Annotated in this window: 21 protein-coding genes and 1 pseudogene; 13 read left to right on the top strand and 9 right to left on the bottom strand. The window is 60.0% G+C overall.

The window, feature by feature from the left end; all coding sequences use genetic code 11:
- Positions 1 to 444: 444 nt before the first annotated feature.
- The gene (locus FY156_00680; protein ID UXS02968.1) at positions 445 to 1152 is read left to right on the top strand and encodes a thioredoxin domain-containing protein; all 708 of its coding nucleotides are present in this window, start codon (positions 445 to 447) and stop codon (positions 1150 to 1152) included.
- A 27-nt stretch (positions 1153 to 1179) separates the two neighbouring features.
- On the opposite strand, the gene FY156_00675 is transcribed toward FY156_00680, so the two are convergent.
- The 5 genes and pseudogenes from FY156_00675 to dosP form a co-directional block, all read right to left on the bottom strand.
- On the bottom strand, positions 1180 to 1815 hold the full coding sequence (locus FY156_00675) for a ParB-like nuclease domain-containing protein (protein UXS00107.1): 636 nt from the start codon (positions 1813 to 1815) through the stop codon (positions 1180 to 1182).
- Positions 1748 to 2245: pseudogene (locus FY156_00670) on the bottom strand (N-acetyltransferase). Before FY156_00670 ends, FY156_00675 begins: the two are co-directional and overlap by 68 nt.
- Positions 2242 to 3468, bottom strand: a complete 1227-nt coding sequence (locus FY156_00665; protein ID UXS00106.1) for a DUF3440 domain-containing protein — start codon at positions 3466 to 3468, stop codon at positions 2242 to 2244. The pseudogene FY156_00670 and the gene FY156_00665 overlap by 4 nt, the downstream one beginning before the upstream one ends.
- Before the next feature lie 26 nt (positions 3469 to 3494).
- The gene (locus tag FY156_00660) at positions 3495 to 4217 is read right to left on the bottom strand and encodes a TetR/AcrR family transcriptional regulator (protein ID UXS00105.1); all 723 of its coding nucleotides are present in this window, start codon (positions 4215 to 4217) and stop codon (positions 3495 to 3497) included.
- 271 nt (positions 4218 to 4488) lie between these two features.
- Positions 4489 to 7053, bottom strand: a complete 2565-nt coding sequence (dosP, locus tag FY156_00655) for an oxygen-sensing cyclic-di-GMP phosphodiesterase (protein UXS00104.1) — start codon at positions 7051 to 7053, stop codon at positions 4489 to 4491.
- Between the two features lie 817 nt (positions 7054 to 7870).
- Between dosP and FY156_00650 the strand changes: the two genes are divergently transcribed.
- Positions 7871 to 9376, top strand: coding sequence for a PAS domain-containing protein (locus FY156_00650; GenBank protein ID UXS00103.1), 1506 nt, complete (start codon positions 7871 to 7873; stop codon positions 9374 to 9376).
- A gap of 50 nt (positions 9377 to 9426) precedes the next feature.
- Here FY156_00650 and FY156_00645 read toward each other — a convergent pair whose 3' ends face one another.
- Positions 9427 to 10305 (bottom strand): LysR family transcriptional regulator, encoded by an 879-nt coding sequence (locus tag FY156_00645; GenBank protein UXS02967.1) that lies wholly within the window; start codon positions 10303 to 10305, stop codon positions 9427 to 9429.
- 123 nt (positions 10306 to 10428) lie between these two features.
- On the opposite strand from FY156_00645, the gene FY156_00640 reads away from it, so the two are divergent.
- From FY156_00640 to FY156_00605, 8 genes are all read left to right on the top strand, one after another.
- The gene (locus FY156_00640; GenBank protein ID UXS00102.1) at positions 10429 to 11205 is read left to right on the top strand and encodes a 2OG-Fe dioxygenase family protein; all 777 of its coding nucleotides are present in this window, start codon (positions 10429 to 10431) and stop codon (positions 11203 to 11205) included.
- 56 nt (positions 11206 to 11261) lie between these two features.
- Entirely contained in the window at positions 11262 to 11879 is a 618-nt protein-coding gene (locus FY156_00635) for a LysE family translocator (protein ID UXS00101.1), read from the top strand.
- Positions 11880 to 11891: 12 nt separating this feature from the next.
- Positions 11892 to 12530, top strand: coding sequence for a bifunctional phosphoserine phosphatase/homoserine phosphotransferase ThrH (thrH, locus tag FY156_00630; protein UXS00100.1), 639 nt, complete (start codon positions 11892 to 11894; stop codon positions 12528 to 12530).
- A gap of 253 nt (positions 12531 to 12783) precedes the next feature.
- Complete coding sequence (locus FY156_00625; protein UXS00099.1) at positions 12784 to 13233, top strand: TIGR03757 family integrating conjugative element protein; 450 nt, start codon at positions 12784 to 12786, stop codon at positions 13231 to 13233.
- Positions 13230 to 14180 (top strand): TIGR03756 family integrating conjugative element protein, encoded by a 951-nt coding sequence (locus FY156_00620; protein UXS00098.1) that lies wholly within the window; start codon positions 13230 to 13232, stop codon positions 14178 to 14180. Before FY156_00625 ends, FY156_00620 begins: the two co-directional genes overlap by 4 nt.
- The gene (locus FY156_00615; GenBank protein UXS00097.1) at positions 14177 to 15580 is read left to right on the top strand and encodes an integrating conjugative element protein; all 1404 of its coding nucleotides are present in this window, start codon (positions 14177 to 14179) and stop codon (positions 15578 to 15580) included. Before FY156_00620 ends, FY156_00615 begins: the two co-directional genes overlap by 4 nt.
- Entirely contained in the window at positions 15577 to 15927 is a 351-nt protein-coding gene (locus FY156_00610; protein ID UXS00096.1) for a hypothetical protein, read from the top strand. Before FY156_00615 ends, FY156_00610 begins: the two co-directional genes overlap by 4 nt.
- A gap of 15 nt (positions 15928 to 15942) precedes the next feature.
- Entirely contained in the window at positions 15943 to 17460 is a 1518-nt protein-coding gene (locus FY156_00605) for a conjugal transfer protein TraG (protein UXS00095.1), read from the top strand.
- 8 nt (positions 17461 to 17468) lie between these two features.
- Here FY156_00605 and FY156_00600 read toward each other — a convergent pair whose 3' ends face one another.
- Positions 17469 to 17849: a DUF3742 family protein gene (locus FY156_00600; protein ID UXS00094.1), complete on the bottom strand. Its 381-nt coding sequence runs from the start codon at positions 17847 to 17849 to the stop codon at positions 17469 to 17471.
- A 239-nt stretch (positions 17850 to 18088) separates the two neighbouring features.
- On the opposite strand from FY156_00600, the gene FY156_00595 reads away from it, so the two are divergent.
- Both FY156_00595 and FY156_00590 read left to right on the top strand, forming a co-directional pair.
- Entirely contained in the window at positions 18089 to 18847 is a 759-nt protein-coding gene (locus FY156_00595) for a hypothetical protein (GenBank protein UXS00093.1), read from the top strand.
- The gene (locus FY156_00590) at positions 18840 to 19760 is read left to right on the top strand and encodes a nucleotidyl transferase AbiEii/AbiGii toxin family protein (GenBank protein UXS00092.1); all 921 of its coding nucleotides are present in this window, start codon (positions 18840 to 18842) and stop codon (positions 19758 to 19760) included. Before FY156_00595 ends, FY156_00590 begins: the two co-directional genes overlap by 8 nt.
- A gap of 113 nt (positions 19761 to 19873) precedes the next feature.
- Here the strand turns inward: FY156_00590 and FY156_00585 are convergent, their stop codons facing one another.
- Together FY156_00585 and FY156_00580 are read right to left on the bottom strand one after the other, a co-directional pair.
- Positions 19874 to 21400 carry a HAMP domain-containing protein gene (locus FY156_00585; protein UXS00091.1) on the bottom strand — a complete coding sequence of 509 codons (1527 nt, stop codon included), beginning with the start codon at positions 21398 to 21400 and terminating at the stop codon, positions 19874 to 19876.
- Positions 21401 to 21538: 138 nt separating this feature from the next.
- A complete protein-coding gene (locus FY156_00580) occupies positions 21539 to 21787 on the bottom strand; it encodes a hypothetical protein (GenBank protein ID UXS00090.1) in 249 nt (82 codons plus the stop codon).
- A 485-nt stretch (positions 21788 to 22272) separates the two neighbouring features.
- On the opposite strand from FY156_00580, the gene FY156_00575 reads away from it, so the two are divergent.
- Complete coding sequence (locus FY156_00575) at positions 22273 to 24120, top strand: DNA-binding domain-containing protein (protein ID UXS00089.1); 1848 nt, start codon at positions 22273 to 22275, stop codon at positions 24118 to 24120.
- Positions 24121 to 24148 lie beyond the last annotated feature (28 nt).

The raw sequence follows: 24148 nt of genomic DNA, 5'->3' as shown, positions 1-24148 counted from the left end.
CTGAGTGTTATAATAATAAGAACAGGTGATTCTCATCACACACCGCCCAAGATGCGGTCGCGCTTCCCAGCGCCGTTTTTCCCTCCTCGCCGTTGTCGGATTTCAGCGCCGCCAGGCCGTATGACCGGAACTGGATATTCAAAATATATCGACTGGTTCGGCCCGAACTTGAATCGCAGCGCAATCCAGTCAGACAGCATCGACGCCTGACCCGGAGACAGCGGCACCGAGCCATTTGGGCATCGGCTTTTTGCATCGTGACCAGATAGACGCACCGGGCCAACCAACAACCCGGTTCGGTCAAGTTCGCTTTGTTTGCATCAGGAACGGGACGGTTGTGTTCGACTGTGGTGACGAACCGGTGTGAAGCAACCCGACCTCGCGGTGGGCGATCAGGAACCTGTCATGCAATCTTCTCTTTTCTCTCGTTTGCACCTTCGCCGCATGCTGGGGCCCCTGATGGCTCTCGCACTCACCTTGTTGCTTGTGGCGACCTGGTATTTGGCGAGCCAATCCGGCTCATCTGTAAAGACCAATGCAGACAACGCCGTCTCGCAAAGTTTTCAAGCGGGACCGCCATGGCGTTACGGCAAGGCCGACGCGCGCTTTACGCTGGTGCTGTATGCCGATCTGGAATGCCCATACTGCAAGAGCTACTACCCGCTGCTCAGGGCATGGGTCGACCGGAACCCCGAGGCGAACCTGCAATGGCACCATCTGCCGCTCCCCATGCACGAGCCAGCCGCAACACGACAGGCCCGGCTGGCCGAATGCGCGGGAGAGGCCGGGGGGCACGCCGCGTTCTGGCAGGCGGTCACCTGGATCTATCAACAAACCCGCAGCGACGGGGCTGGCATACCTGAAAACATGCAATACCCGGCACTCACCCCGGAAATCCAGGCCTGCCTGGACAGCACACGCACCGAGGCAATCATTCAGGCGCAGGCGAACGAAGGTTCGCGTGAAGGGGTTACCGCGACCCCGACGCTGAAGCTCAGCGACAACCAGAGCGGCCATACACTTGTCCTGCCCGGTCCCGTCGAAGGCGACGCACTGTTGTCAGCCCTGGATTTGCTATCAAGCGATGGCGACACCGGCCAGGGAAAGAATGCCGGGACACCCGACGACGGCGCTGGCAACGCACCCAGATAGCTTGCGGCTCTCAAGGAAAAGCGAGATCTAATCCCATGACTTCGAATAGTCATGGTCCTTGAACAGACCAGGCAGGCCGGACACCTGCTTGAACCGCAACACCTCATCATCATCCATGCCCAACTCGCGGGCCACATCGCCCTCAGTCCATCCTGTCTGCAGAAGCCTGACCACGATGTCGGTCATCGGCAGCACGGAATGGACACCGCGAGCGCGGTTGTGACGGATGGTGGCGGCGATCCGGTCTGCCGTTGCCGCGCGCCCGCTTCTGATCGAAACCACCGGCAGGTAGCCGTGCAATCGTTTCCTGATCGGCCCCTGCTTCTTGCCGATCTTCTGACGGTGGAAACCATCGACCACGACATGGCTTTCTTCCTGCTCGCGATGCGTGACGATGGGCTGGGTGAAGCCATCGGCGTCGATCGACAATTCGAGCAGCTTCATTTCCGGCGTCGCGACGGAATTCGGGTTGTAGTCATTGGCCTCAACCTGTTCGCCCCGGACCCATTGAACGCAGTCCACCGGCTCATCGGCGAACGGGCTATGCTCGTGCAGCCGCAGCCGGATCTGGTTGATGGCTTCGACTCGCCTCGCCAGCGGCAGGCTGTCCAGTTCGGTGAACAGGGCTTCGGCCCGGTTCGTCAGGTTGATTACTTGTGGCATATTTCTGTCTCTCCAAAGTCACCCAGCTTCCGCGGGAGGACTGAACGTTGAATCCGTGCGGTTCGAGGAACCTTGCAGCAGTCTGCTGCACGCGCGCCGTGCAGATCAGACCCAGGCCATCGACATGTTCCAGAACCTGGCGGCGCAGTTCACCGAACAAACCCCGGCCGCGCGCCTCGGCGCGCAGGTAGCCTTCGCGCAGGCGCACGATATCGGAGCGCTGCTCGATGCTGATGAAGCCCAGAACGCGAGCCTCGCCCTTGCGGCGGACGATGAACCAGCGGTACAGCGGCCCATCGTTGAGCGGATAGCCTCCGCATTCGCGCCGCACGCTTGGGCTGGCGAAGAAGTAGCCCATATGGGAAAAGAACGCCGCCTCGCCATCGGCCGAGCGTATCTGGGCGAATTCGTATTTTGCGAAGGGCTTCATGATGATTGCCCCTCGATCAGCGCCAGCGTGTCGATGTCCTGACGAGCGAAACCGAAGGACAGTGAGCGCGCCATGTCCTGCTTGAGCAGCGACAGGGCGACACGACGCCAGGAGGGCTGGGCCTTGCGGTTCTCCAGCTCGGGAATACCGGCATCGGGCCAGGAAGACAGCGGGTAATTGTGCTTCTCCCACCAGTCGATGAAGACCCCGATACGGCGCTGATAGACCTGACGCAGCGGCCCCGGCATGCTTCGCAGCAGGAATTCACAGTATTGCCGCCAGGTATCGAAAGTCGGCGGCAGCCCCATCCCGCCGCGATAGCCGAGGAAGCGCTGGCGGCTGTACCGCGCGGCGTAGTTCGCGCCGGCGACACGCTGCACGACGCGGAACCAGGTCTCGGGCTCCAGCTTGTGGAACAGATCAAGTCCCTTGCGCTGGTCGTCTCCGTAAGGCTGGCAAATACGCATCTGCGAAAACGGCACGCCCGCCAGATGCATGCGATCGTAGAGCCGGTTGTAGGCATGTCCATGATCAGCGACGTACCGCCAGAGGTCCTCGAACCGCCAGTCGTAGATGGGAAAGAAGGTAACGGCGCGGCTGTCCGGCTGGTCCTTTGCGCTCCACTGGACCGGTGTATGCGAACCAGGCGGCGTCCAGGCGCGCTTCTTCACCCTGGCGCGGCGTTTGACCGCCAGAAAGCGATTGAGCGATTCATCGGATCGGATGCCGACCAGAAAGGCGGTAGGCACATCCTGGGCAAGCCACTCGTCAAATTCGGGAACGAATTCCTCGAACTCCATGCGATGGCGGTAGAAGGGAAACCGGGCGGGATCGTTGATGACGGCCGGATGGGTTGGCATCGGCCTGATCCAGTCCGCCTCGCGCCCCGGTTCCCAGGCGCACCAGTAAGGCTCCTGCAGGCTGGAGGCATTGCGCAGATTGATCGGCAGGCAAACCCACCAGGGCCGCACATCATCGCGGCTGAACATCTCCTCGACGTGATCGATCGTCGCCTGATACTGTCCTTCGAGGTCGATGAACAGCGCATCGACCGGTCCGCGACCCATTTCACGGGCGACCTCGAGCGCGAGGTGGAGCGTGACAGAGCTGTCCTTGCCTCCGGAGAAGGCCACGCATACGCGCTCGAAATTCTCGAAGATCAGCCGGATACGGGCCTTGGCCGCATCATAGACATTGGTGTCATAGTAGTTCTTGGTGCTCATCCCCGCCCGTTTCTCTCAATGTTATTTCAGGTGTTCCGATGCGGCCGCCTGCCATCGGAATGCTTGCGCGTCGGACGAACTGGCGAGTGCTTTGAAGGCAGATCCAACCCCATCAAGGCCAGTGTGTCGGCCACATGAGCGGTGAGACCCTCGAACCCATCGCTCTCCTGTCGGCCCAAAAGGGCCCGCAAATGCAGATCGCTCAGGATCGCCCCAAAGATCGCGCTGGCCAGCCAATTCGCGTCGTACGCGAGCAATCTCTCGTCGGCACGCTGTAGCTCTTTCAGGCCATCTGCGAGGTAGGCCTGCACCCGCATGACGATCCGCGACCAGAAATCGACGACCAGTTCCGGATGGTTCCCGGCCTCCGAAACGATCAGCCGCGTGATCCTGACCTGCCGTTCGGACAACGCGAACCGAGCCATCTCCAGGAGACGGTCATGCAGTTCGACGATCAGGGCATCCCGGCCGGCCGTCGCAGGAACGTGTGGACGCTTCCCCGAAAAGCCTTCCACGTCGCCAATCACCGCTGTGAACAACTCGCGCTTGTCCGCGTAGAAGGCGTAAAGCGTCCGCTTGGACATGCCAGCTTCGCGAGCCATCTCCTCCATCGTTGCCGCCCCGTAGCCGACGCGGGCGAACACCCGCTCAGCCGCCTCAAGGATGCGTTTGCAACGCTCTTCTTCGGAGAAGACAGAGGGACGCCCCGTGCGAGATTTTTCGCCGGGGGCCGAGATAACGGCGGGCATCAGCGGTTCCGATATGGCAGATTGATACTTACAAAACGATACTGTTTTATTATGCACTGTGCAACCGCAACAGGCTGGAAGCCTGCGGCTTTCTGCCTGGTTGCACTTTCGCCCCGCCTCAGCCGTTGGCCGGGGGACGACGCGCATGATGAAGGCGGCGGCGGACGCTCAGGCGAGGGCCACCCAACGAGGCATTGATGAGACGCGCAGTTCTCCGGCGCAAGGCACCGGTCGCCTGCCTGCCCCTCAGATTGCCGTGACGTCTTGCACTTTAGCCCCGCACCGGGGCATCGGCCGCGTTTTTTATCCAGTTGGGAATGTCAGCCGGAGCCAGCGGGCGGGAGAACAGATAGCCCTGGATCACCGGGCAATGATGGGCCTTGAGCAGTTCACGCTGCGCCTCGGTTTCCACGCCTTCTGCCACGACCGTCAGATGCAGGTTCTGTCCAATGCCAATCACCGCCATCACCAGAGATTGAAGGCGACTTTCCTGCAAGCACTTATCGATGAAGCTGCGGTCGATCTTGACCTCGGTGACAGGCAGGTTCGCCAGATTGGAGAGGCTGGAGAAGCCCGTACCGAAATCGTCCACCGACAGGCCGACACCGAGCGCACGGATGCCGTGGATGACCTCCAGCATGCCGGCAGTCAGCGCCATGGCGGCACTCTCGGTGATCTCGATGGTCAGGCATTCACCGGGCAACGCATATTGCTGCAGAAGACCGGCAACGAAGTCCGGCAGATCGGCGCCCCGGAAACTGAGGGGCGACAGGTTCACCGATACGACCGGCACCTGCACACCTTCATCACGCCACACGGCCATCTGCCGGCATGCCTCGCGCAGCGCCCATCGGCCGATGGCTTCGATCTCGCCGATTTCCTCGGCAAGGCTGATGAACCGGCCCGGCGGGATAACCCCGAATTCCGGATCGCGCCAGCGTGCCAGAGCTTCCACCCCATAAAGCTCTCCGCTGTCCGGTCGAACCTGTGGCTGGTACTCCAGGCGCAGGCAGTCCCCGGCGATTGCCCGGCGCAGCGCCGTCCCGAGCAAAAGACGATCGCGGGCGACCTCGTTCATCCCCGCACTGAAAAACAGATACTCGCCACCGCCTGACACCTTCACCTGGCCCATCGCGCTCTTGGCGTTACGCAGCAGATCATCGCGATCACGGCTGCTTTCGGGGTACTGGCTGATGCCGATACTGACCGTCGGGTCCAGGGAGAAACCGGAAATCTCCATCGGCTCGCCGGCGACCCGCTGGAGGTGCGCGGCCACCAGTGCAGCCCGATGCACATCGCAATCGGGCACGACCAGGACAAACATGTCGCCCTCGACTCGGGCAAGGAACTGGCCATCGTCCAGATGAGATTTCAGCCGATTGCCCGTTTCCACCAGCACAAGGTCGCCCGACGCGTGCCCCAGTGTGTCGTTGATGTCCTTGAAACGGTCCAGGCCCAGGTAAAAGAAAGCGATCTCCTGGTCAGGATTGGACGTGAGCAATTCATCGATATGCTGACGCAGCAGGCTTCGGTTCGGCAGGCCGGTAAGGATGTCGTACCGCACCAGCTGGTTGACCCGCTGCTGGTTTTCTTCCCGCTCGATCGCCAGAGCGCAAAGGTGGACACTGGCATCGGCAATCCGTTCAAGATGCGTATCCGGCTGGCCACCCCGGCGGAAGTAGAACGCAAACGTTCCAGCGACACTGCCATCGCGCCGCTTGACCGGGTAGGTCCAGCAAGCCTTGTAGCCGTAGGGCAATATCTTATGCTTGTAGGGTGCCCAAAGCGGATCAGTCTCGATGTCGTAGATCATCACCGCTTCGCCGCGATGCGCCGCAGTCCCGCAACCAGCCACGCCTTCTCCGATTTCGACACCTTCCCAGTCGGGACCATAGGACGCATGGAAGCTGGGTGCCGCCCAGGGCCGCAATTTGCGTTCCGCCACGCGGCAGACCGAGACAAGTACGCCGGATGCGATCGACTCGATCCTCCGGCAGAAATAATCACCCAGCTCCTCAAACGACAAGCTGCTGGTCAGCGCAGTGAGGACGTCACGTTCCAGATCACGGATCTGCCGCTCCTCGGTGATATCGGTGATGACATCGACGGAGTACCCGCGAAAGCCATCGTTGTCGTGGCCGGCAATGGGGGTACTGGACACGCGAATCCAGGTTTCCTTGCCATCCTTCGAAACGACCAGGGCGTCGTCCTGCAATCGCTGCTGTCCCCAAGGCCGGGAATGAAAATGCCTGAATTCGTCGACGGGCATGTTCGGGCTGGTCAGGAAGGAAGACGGCTCCCGCCCCAGCACCTCATCCATCTCATATCCCCAAAGTTCGGTGAACGCGCGATTGACGTGCGCGATCCGTCGCTCTGCATTCAGGACCAGCACCGGACGGTCGGTATTGTTGACGGCAATCAGCAGCATCCGATTCTGCTCTCGCATCGCAACTTCATCGGATACGTCGCGCACCAGCGCCAGATAGTGGATTCGCCCCTCAACGTCGATCTTCGATAGCGAGAACATGGCCCATACCTGCTGGCCATCCTTGCGCTCCATGAGCACTTCACGGCTCATGCCAGCAACCTTCGGCAACCCACCCTCACGGTTCTTGCGCACGTAGCCGCCATGAACCCCGCGCAGGCTTTCCGGCAGCAGAGGGAGCATGTTCTTGCCCAGCACTTCGTGACGCTCGTACCCCCAAAGCCGCTCCGCAGCCTGGTTGAAGAAAAGGACACAATCGTTCTCGTCAACAAGCACTGCTGCCACAATCGACTGCTCCAGCGCCGGAAGCAGTATGGGATTGCCGTCAGGAACCAGGCTCTCCATCTTCATCGTCACATCCTTCATACAAGCCGGCAGCAGTGGCTCCTGGCCCCGTCTGCGGTAGGCGACCGTGTTTCGTCGGAACCGCGGTCATCATGGCCAGGCTCTGCAGGTTGATTTTCGAGTAAGGCACCTCCGCTCGGATATCGCGGCCAGCTTGCCCCCAAATACGCGCATGCCCCTCATGGACAGAGCATAAAAGATCACGTGGTGTTCGATCTTGAATAATGTATCGGCCAGGTGTTGGAGATCTTGAACGCGGTTCGGCTATCATCCAATCATCGCCTCCGCTCCGCTACTTTTCCTGATCTCTTCGGAAAAACGAGAGCAAACTTCCAGCGACGAGCAAAGCAGTGGCAACACTGAGTATTTCCCCTATAACATAGACAACATTAACTAAATCGGACAAAAAAACTGATTTTTATTTCGATGATCCGTTGATCATCATGACCTGTTGAAATTAAAATTCACGCTGAAACGGCTGTGACTCAATTCTTATTGACAGAATTGCGTCCACCGATATCAAGACTGGGCGCCCATAATAGAGGTGTGATCAGACGACCAGAACGTCTGCCTTCGCGCGCCGCCCCATAAGCCCGATATCCGAACCCAACGATCCCCAGCCCGGTTATTGATAAAGACCGATGGCGGGCCGTTGTTGTTCTTTTGTTTGCTTGCCCCAGAGGACAAAAAAATAACTACTTTAGATACACAGCACTCTCTGCCGGTGCCGAAAACGGCGGGTTGGAAACAAAATTCGATCAATGCATATGCAACGCACGCCAGCACACAGCAGGAGTTTGAATTTCCCGATGACGTGACGCTGATGTCCACCACCGACACGAGCAGCTACGTCACCTATGCCAATGAGGCATTCCTGCGGGTCAGCGGCTTCTCCCGCGATGAACTGCTGGGCCAGCCCCACAACATCGTGCGGCACCCGGATATGCCGAGAGAGGCCTTCGCCGACATGTGGGCGACCCTCAAGGCCGGGGATGCCTGGACAGCGCTGGTAAAGAACCGCCGGGCGAACGGCGACTACTACTGGGTTCGGGCAAACGTCACCCCGATCAGGCGCGACGGCGGGATCGTCGGCTACATGTCGGTGCGCACACGCCCCGACCGAGCCGAGATCGAGGCAGCATCATCGCTGTACAGACGGTTTACCAACGGCGCTGCCCGCGGACTGGCGTTCCACAAGGGCCTGATCGTTCGCACCGGTCTGCTGGGATTCACGCGCTGGGGGCAGATCATGCCGGTGCGCTGGCGGCTCAGGTTCGGCCTCGCAGGCGTCGTCGCATCGACCGTGGCAGGTAGCCTGATGGTCGGCGGCATGGACAGTCTGCTGACGCCGGCTTTGTCCGCCACCGCTGGCGCATGCCTTGCCGGCCTCTGGCTGGAAAAGCGGATCGCCAAACCACTGATCGCAGCGCTCGATCAGGCGAAGGCCGCCGCAGCCGGGCAACCCGGCGCCAACATGAACATGAACCGAGTCGATGAAATCGGAATGATCATGCGCGCGGTCAACCAAGCAGGCTTGAACCTGCGGTCACTCGTGGACGATGTGGCGGCACAAACCGGCGGCCTGCATCAATCCAGCGAGCAGGTAGCCAACGGCAACGAGGATCTTGCCAAGCGCGTTGGCGATACGCAGGCCAGACTGCATGAGACTGCCGCCGCCGCAGAGCAGATCACGGCTGCTGTTGAGCAAAGCGCAGGCAATGCGCGCTCGGCCAGTGACCTGTCGACCGGCGCCCGGCATGCCGCCGAACAAGGCAGGGAGGTCGTGGACAAGGTTGTTCAGTCAATGGAGGGTATCGCGGCCGCATCGGCGGAAATCGGCGAGATCAACAACCTGATCAACAGCATCGCCTTCCAGACGAATATCCTGGCACTGAACGCAGCCGTCGAGGCGGCACGTGCGGGGGAAGTGGGAAGAAGCTTCGCGGTCGTGGCAGGAGAAGTCCGCAGTCTGGCACAGCGCTCGGCAGTCGCAGCGGCAGACATCAAGGCCCTGATCGACAAAAGCGTGCAACAGACCGCCGAAGGTTCGAGGCTTGCTGCGCAGGCCGGCACCGCAATCGGAAATGTCGTATCGGAGGTTGAGCGCGTCAACACGCTGATAGCGGAAATATCGACCAGCGCGCAGGAGCAAAGCACGGGGGTTGCCCAGATCAGCCGGGCCGTGGTCGACCTGGAGCGCATCGCCATGCAGAACGCGGAACTGGTTGGAGAATCATCCGACTCGGCTCGGGATCTGTTCGCTCATACCGCAATGCTCACCAGCACCATTCACGTTTTCGAACAGAACCGGCACCAGCAGGCGGTATAGCGCCAACCGGCAATACCGGGCGTCACAAGGAAGACCCCGGTCTTGCCGGTTCACTCCCTGATAGCGGAAAGGCTCGCAGCCGCCTCTCCCATCAACCAGGTCTTGAAACGCGCGCACTTTTCATCCTGGTCAAGTGGTTGAGGCGATAGCAGGCAATAGCCCGAGCCGTCCTGAATGAAGCCGTAAGGAGCATGCAACTGCCCGCTCTGCAGTTCGTCCTGCACCATCAGGAATGAAACCATGGCCATCCCGAGGCCCGAAACCGCAGCCTGAACACACAGGTAGAAGTGCTCGTAGTCGACCCTGATGCTCCCCTTCGTGGAAACCCCTGACAGCCGCTGCCAGGTCGACCACGCCTTTGGCCGCGTCCCCGAGTGCAGGAGGCGCACGCCATCCAGTTGCTCCTTGCGGCTCTTCTTCGCCCTGCTGACCGGCCCCATCCACTCGTCGCAGATTTTCTCCGCGTGAACGTCCTGACCCCAATGGAAATCGTCGCGGCGCAGCGCCAGATCGACACCCGCCCGGGCGAAATCGATCGGTCCGCCGGCGGCGACCAGATGCAGGTTGATGTCTGGGTTCTGCTTGTGGAACGCGGGCAGCCGCGGGATCAGCCATTTCATGGCGATGGTCGGCTCGCAGGACAAGACCAGCACCTCTTCACGGGCCGACTGCTGCAAACGGTATACGGCACCTTCTAGCTGCTCGAACACCGCGAAGGTAGTCGCATGCAGCGAGCGTCCGGCCGCGTTGAGGAAGATCGCACGGTTGCGCCGCTCGAACAGCTCGACGCCCAACGCCTCCTCAAGCAGCCGCACCTGTCGGCTGACCGCTCCGTGGGTCACATGCAGTTGTTCGGCAGCTTTCACGAAGCTGCCGGTTTGCGCTGCCGCTTCGAAAAAGCGGAATGAAGCCAATGATGGAAGTTTCATATACACGATGAAATCTGACAGATTTCTCTCAAGATAAATCGCTTTTTTCTCCAGCACAAGCACTCAATAATTCAATCGGCACAACACGAGAACCCAATGAAAACATAATTTCCGAGGTGAGATATGGAGAAATCGACGTCTGAAGCCGCAACTTTGCAACCGCAACTGAAGCAGGCCGCCAGCAGCAATCGCATAGACAATCTGTGCGAAATCATCGCCAAAACGGACTACATCATACTGCCGTCCGCAACAGTCCGATCTCTGCTCTCCGCCGAGGATGCAGACGCATTGGACGACTGGGCGGAGTTTCAGGAGAGCTGGAACCGGCTGGAGCAGGATCAGTTCATGAAGGACGGCGGGACGTATCGGTTTCGACGTCATGGCGTTTACAGCGCGACGCCGGCTTCCGGCGTTCAGCTTGAGCCGCCGCAACCTCACTACCAGAGCGTCACGTACAACACCCTCAACGGCGGGATTGCCCGGCATTTCGCACCCATCGAACCGTCGATCGCATCGGGCAAGGTTTTGATGTCCGCGCTGGAACTGTGTCGCGCCACGTTCAGCGGTCTGGCACCGTTCTACGATTGGCATATCGAAGTTCATCAGTTCCGGATCATTGCCACCAGTGCAGAAGCTTTGCCCACGCCTGAAGGCATTCACCGCGACGGTGTGAGCTTCGTCTTCATGATGCTGGTCAACCGCGTCAACGTCCTCAATGGCGAGACCGGCATCTACGACAGGGATCGCCAGGAACTCGCCCGCTACACCCTGGCCGATCCTCTCGACGCTGCCATCGTCAACGACGAACGCACGATGCATGGGGTAACGCCCATCCTTGCGGATGACCCGGCCCGACAGGGCTATCGCGACGTCCTCGTCATCACCTTCAACAAGCGCTGAGACCGCCTGCGGAACGATCCGATCGTTCCGCAGCCTCCCGATGGAGTTCCAAACCTATGAATGAACTGATTGCAGTAGCCACCATCACCATTCTGGCGGTCATCAGTCCCGGCCCCGATTTCGCGATGGTCACCCGAAACAGCTATGCGTTCGGCTCGCGTACGGGCCTGATTTCAGCATTCGGCATAGCCTGCGGCGTGCAGGTCCATGTGATGTACACGGTGCTGGGCATCGCTGTGGTGATCGTCAATTCGCCCCTGCTGTTCCTTGGCATGAAAGTGCTGGGGGCCTCTTATCTGATCTATCTCGGATACAAGTCCCTCACCAACAAAACGGAGCTGAAGCTGGAGGAAGCGTCCGGCTCCGCGCCATCATCGCTGGCGGCCTTCCGCATGGGCTTCCTGACCAATGCGCTCAATCCGAAGACAATGCTCTTCGTTGTCGCTACCTACACGCAGGTGGTTCATGCCGGCAGCCCGATGAGCCACAACTTCGCCTACGGCCTGTTCATGTCCGTTTCGCACTGGGTCTGGTTCAGCATCGTGGCGCTCTTCTTCGCGGCTCCCGCCATGCGCCGCAGGTTGCTGAACCACCAACTCACGGTCGACAGGATCATCGGGGTCGCCCTGATCGCGCTCGGCGCGTCACTCGCCTTTACCAATGTCAGCGCTTGAGAGGGGGATGCGATGAGAATTGCCTGTATCGACCTAGAAGGCGTGCTGATCCCGGAACTGTGGCCACGGATCGCGCAGGCCAGCGGCATTGAGGCCCTGTCCATCACAACGCGGGAGGAGCCGGACTATCCGGCGCTGATGCGCTGGCGAATCGACCATCTGCGAAAACATGGCCTGCGCCTTCGTGACGTGCAGGCCATCCTTGCGGATATCCAGCCATACCCTGAAGCCCGTGATTTCCTTCGCCAGCTCGAACAGTACGGTGGTTATCAGGTACACATCGTTTCGGATTGCTTTTACGAACTGGCAGACCGTTTGCTCGATGCGTTGGGTTCGCCGGAGGCGTTTTGCCACTCGCTGGTTACTGATCCGGAAAATTGGATAACCGACTGTGCGTGGGCCGACCGCTGTGGCAAGGAAGAACATGTCGCCCGCTTGCTGAAGCAGAATTGCCACGTTCTGGCCGCGGGTGACGCCTTCAACGACCTTGCCATGCTGCGCCTGGCTCACGAAGGTTTTCTGGTTCGCCCGTCGCCAGTGACAATGACGGCCGCCCAGGATCTGACCGTGGTAGAGCATCTGTCCGAAATCATCGAGAAGGTCGGCTTTTCGGGGTTTCCACCAGATGCATGCATCCCGCGTCTTGCTTGACAAGCCTCGTCCTGTCGCGGTGCCGGGGCAGGCTCCGACACCGTGAGGACTTTTTCAGGCTGACATCACTTCCGTCATAAGAAAGCACTACTCCACGACTCCCTGGGCCGTAGGGGGCTTGACGATGAATATGTAGGTTTGCGCAGCGAGCACAATGCGGACACGGCGGGTTTCCGATTGTTGACTGACCCGCGAGCACGTTCCGGATGAACTTTGAGACTCCACAACAGCAATCTGTTTCAGGAGTCCGGACATGCTCAACCCGTTTCGCACCCAATCCGGGCCGATACGCTTTCCATCGGCGGTAGCCAGCGCCTTGTGCGTAGCATTGGGCCTGGCCAGTCAGGCGGCCAGCGCCGCAGAAGTGACGGTTTTCACCGACCGATCCGTCACGCTGACATCGGCGGATAACGCCAATGTCGTCCATCTCGACGCAGCACAGGAAATCGAGGCCAGCCTCGCGGCCGATCTACCCGCCGATCCCCGCCGTGCCCAGGCCATCGTCCAGGGACGCCTTCAGCAGGGCGGCGCCCAGTTGCAACGCGACCTTGCTTCCGCCTGGCAGGGCGTGGCCGATGCCTGGGGCCTCAGCGTTTCAACCGTTCCCGCAGTCGTGGTCGACCGGCGCTATGTCATCTACGGTGAGCCGGACGTAGCCAGGGCGGTAGCCCGTATCGAGGCATACCGGAGGGCGCAGCCATGAAGCGCGCCCGTCGTCTCCGCACCGCAATCGCGGCCCTGATGCTTGGAACCGCATCGTCGGCCTTCGCGCTCAACACCGCATCGATCACAGCCTCGGCCCTATCCCCCGATTGCCTCGAATACCGGGTCGTCGGGATCTGCTACTGGCTCTTCTGCACCACCTTCGGCTGCTCGGTGCGGACCTCGGTGAAAGTTAGCCATTACGTGCCCGATGCCGTGGTTTCCAGCTACGCCAATACTGGCGAGAACCCGTGGGTAGAAGTGCGTGCCATGAGCATGCCGAACACCACGGCACAGGCCGGCGGCGATGGCACGACGAACCAGGACCATGAAAACAACCTGTCGAAGTTCAAAAACGCTGACGTGATCGGCCACCCCGGCGGGGCTGTCCTGGGTCAGCTCGCCAGTGCTTCGGGCTATTCCTGCGAAGGTGCAGGCACGGCCTTCATGCCATACCTGCTGAGCACGCTCGACACGGTGGCATGGCGCTACAACGTTCCGGAGGCCGTATATCCGGAAGCACTGATCCCTGGCATGCGCGAAATCGGGGCGCGGACCTCTCTCAACCTGTGGGGCGCCGTCTACCCGAGGGGCGGTTTCCTGCATCAGACCGATGACTACAAGAGCGGTGCCGTCGTCGCGCAGCGCGCCGGCGATATCGTCACCCGCCGCGGCCAGATTCACGTCTACCAGCCTCTGCTCGCCACAGCGCGCGACGGCTACTGGCCGGCTGGCGAACTCGTCGAAGGCGACGCCTCCACGGGCAAGTGGCAGGAACTCACGCCCACGATGTCCAGTTCGTGCGCCGTCTTTCCCCATTCGAACCAGCGCGTCCAGGCCCAGCAAGGCGACTATGCCTGGGCGCTCTGGCGGCCCTACAGCTGCTGCCAGCGCCGCGGACAGACCTTCCTCGGCAGCGTCGACTTTAGCGGAGGGAGCGCACGATGACTTCATCCTCCACTCTCGCACTCAGCAAGCACTTCCGCCGGGGCCTGCTTGTTTGCGCCCTGACGGCGGCATGCTCTGGTGCTGTCGCCCAGACGAGTGTCAACGAATATGGCCTGCAGCATCGCGGCAGCGTCATTGGCGACGATGTGCTGTACAGCATCGGCGGCGGACGGGCGGTATCCATGACGGGCGCGGCAAACATGCGCTCGATCGGCGTCGGCGTTGGCTGGAACAGCAACCTCATTTGCGGCGACATGAGCCTCACCACCACGCTGCAGAACCAGTTGAACGGCATCACCAACGGGTTCCAGACCATCATGTCGAATGTGATCCAGAACGCCACCAGTGCGGTGGCTTCGCTGCCTGCGCTGATCATCCAGCGCGCTGATCCCGGTCTCTATAACCTGCTCACCAACGGTGTCCTGCAAGCCAGGCTCGATTTCGACCGCTCGAAACTCACCTGCAGGGCGATCGCGAACAGGATGGCCGACATGGCCGGTGGCCAGCTCGGCTGGGACCAGCTCGCAGAAGGCATGGCGCTCAAGAAGGCGGTTGCCAGCACCGATGCGGTTTCCGCGATCGAGGAGGCAGAAAGCAGCAAGGGCAATGAAGGCGTGCCCTGGGTCGGAGGCGACAATGCCGGCGGCTCGGGCCAGGCGCCTATCCGCGTGGTCGCTGACGTGACGCGCGCCGGCTACAACCTGGTCAACGGGCGCAGCGTCGATGACACCTCATCCATCGATTCCGGCAGTTGCGGCGACCGGCTGGCGTGCCAGACCTGGACCTCTCCGCAGGCTGCCGTCACCTGGGCTACGCGTGTGCTGGGCGAGCAGGAACAACGCACCTGCGAGAGCTGCACCAAGACGCAGACCACGCCCGGCGTCGGTCTGACACCGCTCATTCAGGAAGAGTACGAGACCAAGCTGGAGAGCTTGCAGGAACTGATCTCGGGCAGCAAGTCGATGAGCTTCGACAACCTGCAGGCGGCCAGCAGCACCTCGTTGCCGATTACCCGTGGCGTGATCGAGGCGCTGCGTGATGAACCCGATCAGGACATCCTCGCAAGGCGTCTCGCTTCCGAGGTTGCGCTCGCCAGCGTGCTGGAAAAAGCATTGCTGCTTCAGCGCACGCTGCTGACCGGGCGGATGGAGCCGAATGTGGCAGCGAACGAAATGGCCCAGGAGGCGGTCACGCAGGAGAGCAACATTCTCGACCGCGAGATCAACAACCTCAAGACCGAGCTCGAACTGCGCCGTGAGCTGGCCAACAACTCCCCAATGCAGATCATCCAGCGCCACAGCACCCGGGCTGCGGGTTCGCGGGGTGTGTATCAGGGCGATCCCATCCCCAATCGCCTCGATGAATTGCAGCGCTCGCAATCGGGAGGTAGCAATCCATGATCCCGGCCTGGCTTCGCATGCGGTGGTTGTTCAATCGCCGTGTCGGCTTCGCGTTGCTGTGGACGATCCTGCTGCTTGTTGTGGCGATCTCCATCAACCTGATTGGCATCCGTGTGCTTGGCAGTATCGAAGGCTGGCAGCACTGGATGGACGACCATACGGGCTATTTCCTGGCCTGGCGTCTGCTGCTTTATGCGGGCCTCGCCTGGGGTTGGCTCTGGATGCGTAAACGGGTCCTGGCTCGCGAACCTGGTACGGAACCACACCAGCGCCTCATCCGTGTCGAAATCGCCGGCGTGGTGGCTCTGGCCGTTCTGGAAGGCAGCCTGCTGCTGCAATCCACTTGAGGAGCGGAGGACACGATGACGCTCTATACGTCCGATTATCTGGAGTATTACCTGACACTGGTTGGGTGGATCGTTCATAACGGAATCTGGTCAGTCCTGGTCGCCAGCGGCTTGTTTGCGCTCCCGTTTATCGCGATCGTCATTCAGGAATGGCTGAAAGCACGCGCGGAGGGAGCTGACGAGGGCAACAAGGGCGTGCTTTCCTCGATGCGGATCGAAAACCGGGTGTTCGTCGCCATCGTGGTGATCATGTTCGCCGGCATTCCGTTCATCGATGTGGATCTCAATACCATCAGTTTCGATCAGTCCCGCTCCAGCCAGTGCCAGGTGAACGTTCCCGCGCCCAGCGATACGGGTTGGGGCCAGTCATTCACCACGCTCAACAACCAGTCGGCCAAGGTGCCGGTCTGGTGGTTTTTCATGCACTCGATCTCCAGGGCCGTCACCGGCGCCGCCGTCGCGGCGATCCCGTGCGGAACCGACCTGCGGCAGATGAGGATGGACATCGACAACACCCGTATCGACGACCCCTTGCTGGCCCAGGAAGTGACTGATTTCGCGCTCAATTGCTACGGTCCCGCCCGAGCCAAGCTGTTCATGAACCGGCCGACTCTGAGCGAAGAGCAGATGGCGGACGTCAGCTGGATCGGCTCCAATTACTTTGTCGACACGCCCGGCTACTACGACACTTATCGCTCAAGCACGCCTCGCGAGTCATGGCCCTACGATGACAGCCGTGATGCGGGGCTGACCGAGGTGCCTAGCGGCGCCGGTTACCCAAACTGCCGGGAATGGTGGTCGGATGGCTCAACCGGCCTGCGCGCCCGCCTGCTGGCTCAGGTCGACCCCAATCTGCTCTCGCGCATGGCGAACTGGGCTGGCTTCATCTCCAGGACCGAGCTGGACGATTCCGTGATCCGCGCCATCGCGGCCCCGCGGCAACAGAAACTGAACCAGGGCGCCGTCTACACCGACTACGGCGGCCAGATCGACAAGACCTTGCCGAATGTCGTTACCCGGGCCGCGGGTGATGTCGGGATGGCTGTCGGCGCTATAGGCCTGTTCCCGGCTATGGATGTTATGCGTCAAGCGTTGCCCATGACGCTATCGCTGTTGAAGATGGCACTGGTCATCTGCATTCCGCTGGTCCTGGTGATCGGCACCTACGACCTGAAGACGCTGGTGACGGTCAGCGTTGTGCAGTTCGCCCTGTTCTTCGTCGACTTCTGGTTCCAACTCGCGAGGTGGGTGGATTCCACGATCCTGGACGCGCTCTATGGATGGGGATGGGGCTACAACCGCCCCATGACCAATTTCGATCCGGTGATGGGGCTGAACAACGCGTTCGGGGATCTGCTGCTGAACTTCGTCATGGCGACGATGTTCCTGGTGTTGCCCGGGTTCTGGCTTACGGGACTCAGTTGGGTTGGGATTCGTGCGGGCTATTCGCTTCAGGGGCTTTCAGAAGGAACCAAGGGCGCCACCCAAGCCGGCTCGAAGGGAGCCGGGGCCATTTCCAGCAAGCTGAAGTGACTTACCTCTCAAAGGTCCTTTTCGTCCGGATAGTCAGGGTGGTCGAAGTCGTTATAGGGCACGGGGTCATATCCGTGCGCCTTTCTTGGTTCGTCCAGACTGATAAACGGCCATTCATCTTCGTCGGCCAACTCGCTATGCCCGGCTGACCATGCAACTGCGACAGCGAACAGGAGCAGCAAGGCCAGCCAGAACGCTGCGTAGAGGAGAACGCCCAGCAGCACGAGCTTGGCAAGCCACAGAATAACCTTGGCTACTGCTGCGGGAGCACCACGCGCAACCAGCCAGCCCGTAGCTTTCCGTTCGCCACGGGCATAGCTGCGCCACGTGCGGCCAGCAGCCAGGCCCAGACGGTGAGCCCATTTCCCCTTGTGCGTATCGGTTGTCATGGCGGTCTACCTCAGTTCAACGGTATATCAGAGAAGCCCCTGTTTGTTGCCCGGAGCCGCATCAACTTAGACCTCGACGGCTGGTAATCGTTGCAGGACGGCTTGATCGGCGCACTGGAAATTGCGACTTGAACCAATCCGATTAGATTTTGCAAGAAAAATATACCATGAAGCTATTTTTCATGCCACACTTCTGTCAGCCACCTCCGGCTGATTTGATTGTGTGTAGATTTTATATCATGAGCGGAAAAGTACGTCATCAGGTAATCAAGCGACTGCAAGCTGACTTGCCGCGGGGAGCGCCGTTCGACCTCTCCACCCTCAACCAGTTCGGGGTGTCGCCGCAGCTCGCCGCCCGATACGCCGAGAGCGGCTGGCTCGTGCGGTTGGGCCAGGGCGTCTATGCCTTTCCGAACGATGAGTTCGGTGTCCACAAAGCAGTCATGTTCCTCCAGCGTCGTGTGCCCGGCCTGCATCTCGGCGGCAGAAGCGCCCTGGCCGTGCAGGGTGTCCGACACAACCTGGGCAGCCGGGAAACATTGGTCCTGTGGGGAGATGCCCGCTACACATTGCCAGCGTGGTTCTCTTCGCGATTTCCTGCCCGCTATGTCAACGCCCAGCTGTTCGAGTGGCCCGATACCGAACTGGCCGAGAAGACGCTTACCACCCCGCCAGGCATGCCTGAAGGACTGCGGGTGTCCGTTCCGGAACGCGCAATCCTGGAGTTGCTGTACGAGGTCGGCGTAAAGCAAAGCCTGGAGGAAGCCCGCAACCTCTTCGACGGACTGCGCTCCCCTCGCAAAGAGGTTCTGGGGCAGCTCCTGTCCTGCTGCACCAGCGTGAAGGCTGTCCGGCTATTCCTGACCTGGGCGAGAGAGACGAACGTCACAGACATCGACGCTCTTCTGGCACAACACCCGATCCGCACCGGCAGCAATAAACGCTGGATGAGCCGGCTCGATGACGGAACATTACTGAGTTTGAAACCCCATGGATAAAGTCTACGCGGACACCGTTCGCCTTCTGCTCACCGTCGCACCCGACGTCTTCGCCAACGACATCTTCGCCATGAAAGGCGGCACCGCGATCAACCTTTTCGTACAGGACATGCCGCGGCTGTCCGTCGATATCGACGTGGTGTATCTGCCGTGGGCAACACCCCGTGATGAAGCCTTGCAAGCGATCAATCTGGAGCTGGCAGCGATTGGTGAGCGCCTGGCTCCGCTTGGCGTGCAGACGCGTCTTATCCGGAGCAAGGATCTCGGCGATACCAAGGTGATCATCGAGAACGCAACAAGCCAGGTAAAGGTCGAAGTCAATGTCGTGTTCCGCGGCACGGTGCTTCCCGTAGAGCGAAGACCCGTAAGCGCCAGAACGGGAGAACTGTTCGGTGTCGAGCTGGACGCGCCAATCCTCGCCCCTGACGAGCTATACGCTGGCAAATTTGTCGCCGCCCTGGATCGCCAGCATCCACGGGACCTCTTCGATGTATGGCAACTTTACGAGACCGGGGGCCTCACCGAGGGTATGGTCGAGTGCTTCGTCGTTTATCTGGCCGGGCACAACCGGCCAACCCACGAAGTGCTGTTCGGCAACGACAAGGATATCAGTGCCGAGTACGAACGAGCCTTCGTCGGTATGAGCGAAGCCCCATGCGCGCTGGAGACCCTACTCGATGCCCGCTCACGGCTTCGCAGAGACCTACCGGGAAGACTGAGCGAAGCGCACAAGCAGTTTCTGGCAGGCCTTGCGCACGCGCAACCCGACTGGTCACTGCTGCAATGTCGGCATGCTGCCGAACTGCCTGCCTTGCGATGGAAGCTCAGCAACCTGGAGACATTCCGCAAGCGTCGTCCCGAAGACTTTGAAGCCCAAGCTAACGCACTTCAGGCCGGCCTGGACCAAATCTGATGGCAGACAGATCCAATGCCGCTCCAGTTCACGTAAGGACATTCCGGCGCCTTTCAAGGCGCGGCAGTTGGGTCAGCGGCTACGCATGCGCGCAATCGTTCCTAAGCACCACATCACCCCACCGAAACAAGCTGGTTCGAGGGCGCTCGTGACAGCCGGAACGCGGACACTGCCTGCAACAGCGTTGCGGATTGCTCTTCCAGGGAAGCCGCGGCCGCAGCGGACTGTTCAACCAATGCAGCATTCTGCTGGGTGACACCATCCATTTCGACAATCGCCTTGCCAACCTGCGATATGCCACGGCTCTGCTCGTCGGAAGCCACAGAAATCTCTCCCATGATGGAGTTCACTTTGGCGACGGATTCAACGATGTCGAGCATCGTTTTGCCCGCGCTCTCCACCAGGACGGCGCCGTCCCCAACCTGTGAAACAGATTCACCGATGAGTTTTTCGATTTCCGTGGCAGCTTGCGCGCTACGCTGCGCCAGGTTCCGCACCTCACTGGCAACCACCGCGAAGCCTCGACCAGCCTCACCAGCTCGGGCCGCCTCCACGGCGGCATTGAGAGCGAGGATGTTGGTTTGAAAAGCAATGCTGTTAATCACCGAGGTGATCTCGGCGATGCGCCTGGAACCATGTTCGATGCTGGTCATGGTCTGGACAACGCTGGTGACCTGCTCTCCGCCCTGGGCTGCGATTTTCGAGGCGGTACTTGCCAGATCATTCGCAAAATGAGCGTTATCGGCATTCTGCTTAACCGTCGAGGTCAACTGCTCCATACTGGCGGCGGTTTCCTCAATCGCGGCGGCTTGTTCCTCTGTCCGGGACGAAAGGTCAGAATTGCCCGCGGCGATCTCGCCTGAAGCCGTAGCGATCTGATCAGCGCTGACACGAATCCCCTCTATCATTTCATTCAGATTGCCGTTCATCATCGCCATGGCTCGGATCAGTTGCCCCAACTCATCGCGCCGCTGACTGTAAAGCGTCACCGTAAGATCGCCATCGGCGATCGCTTCGGCGGCATGAAGCGCCTCAGCCAACGGCCTGACGATCTGGCGAGAAATCACCATCGCAACCAGTACGCCAAGAGCAAAGACCGCAAACGTGACGCCAGCCAGGAGGTAACGGCTCTCGGCAATAGAGTGGGCCGATCGAGCCTCCTCGTGGGCATACTGTTTGTTGATGTCCGTCTGGATCTCCGACAACTGCATCTGGAGCGCGAGCAATTCATCCCTTGCGACCGACTTATCCTCAAAGGCCGCTTTGTAGATACGGATATAGGCATTCAATTTGGAATCGATATGCGCCACTTCTTCGGCATATTCTGCCGGCCATCGATCTGCCTTCATCTCATCCAAAATCCCCCGGAGGCCTGATGCTATGGCCTCGACGGATTGGTTGTGTTTCTCAACAAACTGGGGGTCATTACCCAAGGCATAGGAGAAGTTGGCTTCCTTGGCGGCAACGCTGCTGTCGAATATGGAACCAAGCTGTCCAACCCTCCGCATGGACTGTTCGGCACTACTCAGACCACGAAAGCCGGTGATACAAAGGATCAGCGACAGAAACAGCAGTAACCCGAAGCCAAGCGATAACTTCCGGGTTACCGCGACATTCTCCAATGAATACCTTTTAAGCATATAAACGATCCCCTAATGTAATTTCATTAGGTATCGGCAGATCGCAGGAATTTGTTATCGATAAATTATTTTATTTTTATGCAGCACGATCACGCGCAAATAAAGCATGAATAAAAACGACAAAATTCCTACCGCACGTCAGTGCTGCGTCGCCGACATCAAATCGCCGACCTCACCAAGATCGATCCGCTTCAGCTTTTCCAATAGATCATAAAATTGGCTCTCGCCCCCCAGAATGCGGGTGAACACAGCACACTGGCAGATGAGAGAGTCGAGCAATAGTCTCTGGTCCAATGCCGTATCGCATTCCGCCACGCCCGACATAATGAGTGCATAAGCCCGTTGCGCGTGAATGCTGGTTCCGCCGTTATTGTCTGAATGATCCATGCTGTCCCCTCCGTGGCCTTGTTCCCCTGCGCCGCCCGGAATGGAATCCGATAGATGGCGGCGACCCGCAGGGGTGAGAAACCGGCTGATACCAGACCGGCCAGACGCGAACGTCTGCCCTACGGATCGCCATAACGCGACCCGCTGGTATCAAGTTCGGGTTCTCACACCCGGCGCCTATGAGTGGCGCACCGCAAGGATTGCACATCGCAATTTGCTGGAGCAATAAAAAGATCAATTTTTTCCGCTAGATAAGGCCAAATTCCGCCACAGCCTGCAGCTGTCGTGTGAGTGCGTCGCGGACGACGACAAAGGGACGGCATCCGTGCCGCATTCCTGCTCGCTGGAACTGGCCCAGAGGGCTATATCAAAGGGTTTCGGCAAGGGCAAAAGGTCGTCAAGGGGCAAGGGAATGGGGCCCAAGGGGAATGGGCCTATCCGGAAAAGGAAAAGGCTCCCCGCCGACCGCAATTTCAGGTGCTTTCATGTTCGCGCTGTTCCAACGAAAACGACCCGTGCAGGCCGCTACCACAGCGCCCGCCACTGCAACAAAGGCCAAAGGGCTGATGCGACCGGAACCGGCCGCATCGCTGCTGGCCACCGCGCGCCGGCAGAAGCTGCTGGAGCACATATGGCAGCGTACATCACTCTCGCGTCAGCAATTCGCAGTGCTATATCTCGGCCCGTTGGAGCGGTACGCCGAGCTGGTCCAACAGTTTCCAGCGTCGGAATCGCACCACCACGCCTATCCCGGCGGCCTGCTTGACCACGGGCTTGAGATCGTCGCCTATGCGCTCAAGCTGCGACAGTCCCACCTTCTCCCGGCCGGAGCGACACCGGAGGATCAAGCCGCGCAAGCCGAGGCCTGGACAGCCGCTACAGCCTATGCCGCGCTGCTGCATGACATCGGCAAAATTGCAGTCGATCTGCACGTCGAGATGAACGACGGCAGTTTGTGGCACCCTTGGCATGGACCGTTGCAGCATCCATACCGCTTTCGCTATCGGAAGGATCGCGAGTACCGCCTGCACAACGCCGCGAGTGGATTGCTTTACAACCGTGTGCTCGATCGCGAGATACTGGACTGGCTCAGCAGCTACCCCGAACTGTGGGCGGCGCTGCTTTATGTTCTGGCCGGCCAGCATGAGCACGCGGGAGTGTTGGGCGAACTGGTCACGAATGCCGACCGCGCTTCCGTGGCACAGGAACTCGGCGGAGATCCCGCCAAGGCGATGGCTGCACCGAAGCATGCATTGCAGCGCAAATTGTTGGAGGGGCTTCGCTACCTGCTCAAGGAAGAGTTGAAACTGAATCAACCACAGGCGTCGGACGGTTGGCTGACGCAGGATGCCTTGTGGCTCGTTTCCAAGACTGTCTCGGACAAGCTGCGCGCACATTTGCTCTCTCAGGGCATCGAGGGTATTCCGGCCAACAATACGGCCGTCTTCAATATCCTGCAGGACCACGGCATGCTCCAGGCCACGCCGGATGACAAGGCTATCTGGAAAGCGGTCGTCACCAGCGACACTGGCTGGACCCACACGTTCACTCTGCTTCGGCTTGCACCAGCGTTGATATGGGAAGGCAGTGAACGCCCGCCGGCGTTTCAGGGAACTGTGGAAGTGGTGCAGGATGACACCGCTACGGCGGATGCATCCCCCGCTTCACCAAACGTTGCGGAGCAGCCTTTGCCGTCCACCGGCTTGGCAGCCGCTCCAGCGCTCTCCGCTCCCGGACCTGGTACGCAAGCGGCCAACATGGATGGCGTCGATGCGTTGCTCGATCTGCTCGGGACACCGGACGTGACGCCGCCGTCGACCACAGCATCTCCGAACGAACCCACCGAGACAGGCACCACGCAGGATCAGGAGCCTGAGCTGCCGCCTGCCGCTCCTTCAACTGCCGAAGTGAAAAACGAAACTCAGGTGCATCCATCTGGCGAACACTTCATCGCCTGGCTGCGTCAGCATATCAGCACCCGCAAGCTGATTATCAACGACGCCAAAGCCCTGGTGCATACCGTCTCCGATACCGTTTACCTGGTCAGCCCAGGATTGTTTCAGCGCTACGCACAAGAGCATCCCAAAACGGCATTTCTGGCAAAGCAGGAAAACGTTGCGGATTGGCAATGGATTCAGAAAGCGTTCGAAAAACTGCAACTACATCGTAAGCAGGATAGCGGCCTGAATATCTGGACTTGCGAAGTCACCGGGCCGCGGAAGTCGCGGCGGTTGCATGGCTATCTGCTTGAAGACCCCAGGCGAGTGTTCGTTGATGTGCCGCCGAACAACCCCTATCTAACCGTATTAACAGCATCACTCACGTCAGGGTAGCGACCACGTATCTATCGTCGGCATATTC

Origin of the sequence: Agrobacterium tumefaciens, from assembly GCA_025559845.1 — a bacterium.
Lineage (GTDB): Bacteria > Pseudomonadota > Alphaproteobacteria > Rhizobiales > Rhizobiaceae > Agrobacterium.
Note: the sequence above shows the minus strand (reverse complement) of the source record. Positions and strands in the feature narration are given on the sequence as shown.

Excerpts from the sequence above, each read along its gene's own strand:
- FY156_00585 (UXS00091.1), bottom strand. The coding sequence starts at position 21,400 with ATGCTTAAAAGGTATTCATTGGAGAATGTCGCGGTAACCCGGAAGTTA.
- FY156_00615 (UXS00097.1), top strand. The coding sequence starts at position 14,177 with ATGACTTCATCCTCCACTCTCGCACTCAGCAAGCACTTCCGCCGGGGC.
- FY156_00650 (UXS00103.1), top strand. The coding sequence starts at position 7,871 with ATGTCCACCACCGACACGAGCAGCTACGTCACCTATGCCAATGAGGCA.
- FY156_00675 (UXS00107.1), bottom strand. The coding sequence starts at position 1,815 with ATGCCACAAGTAATCAACCTGACGAACCGGGCCGAAGCCCTGTTCACC.
- FY156_00600 (UXS00094.1), bottom strand. The coding sequence starts at position 17,849 with ATGACAACCGATACGCACAAGGGGAAATGGGCTCACCGTCTGGGCCTG.
- FY156_00645 (UXS02967.1), bottom strand. The coding sequence starts at position 10,305 with ATGAAACTTCCATCATTGGCTTCATTCCGCTTTTTCGAAGCGGCAGCG.
- FY156_00590 (UXS00092.1), top strand. The coding sequence starts at position 18,840 with ATGGATAAAGTCTACGCGGACACCGTTCGCCTTCTGCTCACCGTCGCA.
- FY156_00635 (UXS00101.1), top strand. The coding sequence starts at position 11,262 with ATGAATGAACTGATTGCAGTAGCCACCATCACCATTCTGGCGGTCATC.
- FY156_00660 (UXS00105.1), bottom strand. The coding sequence starts at position 4,217 with ATGCCCGCCGTTATCTCGGCCCCCGGCGAAAAATCTCGCACGGGGCGT.
- FY156_00575 (UXS00089.1), top strand. The coding sequence starts at position 22,273 with ATGTTCGCGCTGTTCCAACGAAAACGACCCGTGCAGGCCGCTACCACA.
- FY156_00605 (UXS00095.1), top strand. The coding sequence starts at position 15,943 with ATGACGCTCTATACGTCCGATTATCTGGAGTATTACCTGACACTGGTT.
- FY156_00640 (UXS00102.1), top strand. The coding sequence starts at position 10,429 with ATGGAGAAATCGACGTCTGAAGCCGCAACTTTGCAACCGCAACTGAAG.
- FY156_00680 (UXS02968.1), top strand. The coding sequence starts at position 445 with ATGCTGGGGCCCCTGATGGCTCTCGCACTCACCTTGTTGCTTGTGGCG.
- FY156_00595 (UXS00093.1), top strand. The coding sequence starts at position 18,089 with ATGAGCGGAAAAGTACGTCATCAGGTAATCAAGCGACTGCAAGCTGAC.
- FY156_00620 (UXS00098.1), top strand. The coding sequence starts at position 13,230 with ATGAAGCGCGCCCGTCGTCTCCGCACCGCAATCGCGGCCCTGATGCTT.
- FY156_00665 (UXS00106.1), bottom strand. The coding sequence starts at position 3,468 with ATGAGCACCAAGAACTACTATGACACCAATGTCTATGATGCGGCCAAG.
- dosP (UXS00104.1), bottom strand. The coding sequence starts at position 7,053 with ATGAAGATGGAGAGCCTGGTTCCTGACGGCAATCCCATACTGCTTCCG.
- FY156_00625 (UXS00099.1), top strand. The coding sequence starts at position 12,784 with ATGCTCAACCCGTTTCGCACCCAATCCGGGCCGATACGCTTTCCATCG.
- thrH (UXS00100.1), top strand. The coding sequence starts at position 11,892 with ATGAGAATTGCCTGTATCGACCTAGAAGGCGTGCTGATCCCGGAACTG.
- FY156_00610 (UXS00096.1), top strand. The coding sequence starts at position 15,577 with ATGATCCCGGCCTGGCTTCGCATGCGGTGGTTGTTCAATCGCCGTGTC.
- FY156_00580 (UXS00090.1), bottom strand. The coding sequence starts at position 21,787 with ATGGATCATTCAGACAATAACGGCGGAACCAGCATTCACGCGCAACGG.